Source organism: Microbacterium sp. K35 (genome assembly GCF_004794375.1).
GTDB classification, from domain to species: Bacteria; Actinomycetota; Actinomycetes; order Actinomycetales; family Microbacteriaceae; genus Microbacterium; species Microbacterium sufflavum.
In genome coordinates this window covers 1-2952 of record NZ_SSDM01000385.1, presented here as the reverse complement: position 1 = coordinate 2952, position 2952 = coordinate 1, and the positions used below count along the sequence as shown (strand labels likewise).

Here is a 2952-nt window from a genome sequence, read left to right as displayed (position 1 = left end):
CGGCCGCGGCGGGGAGGATGCGCCCGGCGGCCTCGTCCGGCCCGAGCACCTCGGGCAGCAGCGGCGCCCAGTCGCGCTCGCCCACCGCCTCGTCGAGGATGTCGGTGCGCCAGCGTCCCGTCGCGGCGGAGTAGTAGCCGGTGCCCGAGGCGTCGGAGCGGTCGGTCACGCGGCGCCCGGTGAGGCGGTACGTCAGCCAGTCGTGCGGCACGGAGAGGTGACGCGCGCGGGCGAGGGTCTCCGGCTCGGTCTCGGCCAGCAGCGCGAGCTTCGACACGGTGATGGCCGCCGACGGCACGATCCCGATCTGCTGCGCCCACCAGGCGGCGGGGTGACGCGCGAGCAGCGCCGCGGCCTGCGGGGCGGAGGTGGTGTCGTTCCACAGTCGCGCGGGGCGCAGGACGCGTCCGTCGGCATTCGACACGACGAGGCCGTGGCACTGCGCACCGACGCCGACCGCGACGATCCGCACGTCGGCGCCGCGGCGGGCCTCGGCCATCGCGGCGACCAGGGCCGCCCACCACGCCTCGGGGTCCTGCTCGCTGACGGGCGGGTGGGTCACGGGGTGGGGGGCGCGCCCGGTGGCGACGAGCGCCCCGGTGGCGGCGTCGCGCAGCTCGACCGTGCACGACTGGGTGGAGCTGTCGACTCCGGCGACCACGTCGATCATCGCGCGACCTCCTCGAGCGGCGGAACGGTGAGGCGGGAGGGGTCGGCGGGGAGGTCTTCGAGGCGTCCGACGGCGCCCGCGGGGTGCGTGGTCATGAACTCCGCCCACGTGTAGCCGCGACCGCGCATGAGCACCTCGGCGAGCGCGTCGCCCCACGCGGACTGCGCGATCGTGATGCCGGTGGCCACGATGCCGCCGATGTCGGCCGAGGGGTGCACGGCCACGGCGACGCTGTGGTCGGCGAGCCGCGCGAGGGGGGTGTCGTGGCTGCGGGTGAGGGCGATCACGCGGGCGCCGCGGCCGCGGGCGATGCGGGCGAGCTGCACGACCTCGTCGGAGGCGCCGCCGTTGGAGATCAGCAGCACGAGGTCGTCGGCGGTGATGGCGCCGGAGGCCCCGTGCAGCCCGTCCATCGGGGAGAACGGCAGCGACGGCGTGCCGGTGACGGACAGGATGTGCGCCATGCGCCGGGCGACCGTGCCGGAGGTGCCCGAGCCGCCGATGAACAGCTTGCCCGTGGCGGACAGGATCATCGAGGCCGCGGTGACCAGGGTGCCGTCGATCGTGTCGATCAGTGCGCGCACCGCCTCGGCCTCAGCCTGGAGCCGCCCGCGCGCTACCGCCAGGATGTCGTCATCGACGTTCAACACGTTCTCCCTCGATCGCGCCTCGCACATGCTGCGCTCATCTGTGATGCTTGGATGTACGTTTGAGCATAGGAACCGTCGCGAGCCGGAGGAAAGGCAGCCGTCACATATGTCACAGTTTCGTGATTTCAACGCTCAAATGAGCGATGCGACGAAGAGCGTGGATCAGGACCGCGCCCTCATGGCGGCCGTCGCCCGGGCGCACTACCTGGAGGACCGCTCCCGCGTCGACATCTCCGACGCCCTCGGCATCTCGCGCTTCAAGGTCGCCCGCCTGCTCAGCCGCGCCAAGGAGGAGGGCATCGTCACGATCGAGATCCACGACTGGGGTCTCCCCGACGTGGAGCTGAGCCAGCGCCTGCAGGACAAGCTCGGGCTGGAGCGCTGCCTCGTCGTGCGCTCACACGGAGACGACGATGACGTGCGCCGCCAGATCGGCGCCGCCGCCGCCCGCGCGCTCAGCGAGACGCTGCAGGAGGACGAGGTGCTCGGCGTCACCTGGGGCCGCACGCTCACCGCCACCGCGAGCCAGTTCGCGCACCTGCCGCGCCTGTCGATCGTGCAGCTCACCGGCGTCGTGGCGGGCGACCTCGCCTCCTCCCCGATCGAGGTGGTGCGACAGACCTCGCGTCGCGCGGGAGGCGCGGTGTACCCGATCTTCTCGCCGCTCATCGTGGACGACCGCGAGACCGCGATGAGCCTGCGCCGGCACCCCGACATCCGCTCGGCGATCGACCTGTTCCCCTCCGTCACCACGGCGCTGCTGTCGGTCGGAGCATGGGACCCGCCCGTGTCGCAGGTGCGCGACGTGCTGCCCATCGACGACCTCGCCAACGCGCTCAGCAAGGGGTGCGTCGCCGACATCGCCGGCATCCTCATCCGCAGCGACGGGACCCCCGTCGACACGGAGTTCCAGGACCGCTGCATCAACATCTCGTACGAGCAGCTCCAGGAAGTGCCGCGCGTGGTCGCCGTCGCGGGAGGAGCAGCGAAGGCCGACGCGATCCGCACGGTGTCGCGGGTGGGACTGATCAGCGAGCTGTTCACCGACCACGCGCTCGCCCAGGCCGTGCTGGCGGACGACGAGTGATGCGGATCGCCGGGTCGCTGTGGTCCGTGTCCCCGGACGACCGCCTCGACACCGCACTGCGACTGCGCGACGCGGGCCTGGGCCGGCTGCACTGGGACACCACCGACGGGCGGTTCGCCGCGGCCGGGGGCTTCACTCCGGACGACGCCGCCGCGCTGGCCGCGCAGACGGGCATGACGGCCGAGGCGCACGTGATGGCGCACCGCTCCGCGCGCGCGGTCGACGCGTGGGCCGACTTCTGCGACCTCGTGATCGTGCACGTCGAGAGCGCCGACTGGAAGGATGCGGTCGCGCGGATCGAACGCCGGGGCGTGCGCGCCGGGCTCGCCGTCTCCCCGCAGACGCCCGCGACGGCCGTGCCGCTCGACCTGCCCGTGCTGTGCATGTCGATCGTGCCGGGGCAGGCCGGGAGCACGTTCGACGAGCGGGTGCTGGCGAAGCTCTCGGCCCTCCGCGATGCCGCGCCCGCACGACCCCTCGGCGTGGACGGCGGCGTGCGCCGTGAGCACGCGGAGGCCCTGGCCGTGGCCGGCGCCGACTGGGCC

At 73.3% G+C, this 2952-nt stretch carries 4 protein-coding genes; 2 read left to right on the top strand and 2 right to left on the bottom strand.

Features of this window, described 5'->3' with window-relative positions; genetic code table 11:
• A partial coding sequence (locus tag DW299_RS15900; protein WP_240745430.1) for an FGGY family carbohydrate kinase occupies positions 1-670 on the bottom strand: 670 nt, incomplete at its 3' end.
• Positions 667-1317 (bottom strand): SIS domain-containing protein, encoded by a 651-nt coding sequence (locus tag DW299_RS15895; protein WP_168443167.1) that lies wholly within the window; start codon positions 1315-1317, stop codon positions 667-669. The genes DW299_RS15895 and DW299_RS15900, both read right to left, overlap by 4 nt.
• A 139-nt stretch (positions 1318-1456) precedes the next feature.
• Here DW299_RS15895 and DW299_RS15890 point away from each other — a divergent pair, with 139 nt between their 5' ends.
• Positions 1457-2407 carry a sugar-binding transcriptional regulator gene (locus tag DW299_RS15890; RefSeq protein ID WP_168443166.1) on the top strand — a complete coding sequence of 317 codons (951 nt, stop codon included), beginning with the start codon at positions 1457-1459 and terminating at the stop codon, positions 2405-2407.
• Positions 2407-2952 (top strand): beta/alpha barrel domain-containing protein (locus tag DW299_RS15885; protein WP_205814423.1); only part of this gene is annotated, 546 nt, incomplete at its 3' end. The genes DW299_RS15890 and DW299_RS15885, both read left to right, overlap by 1 nt.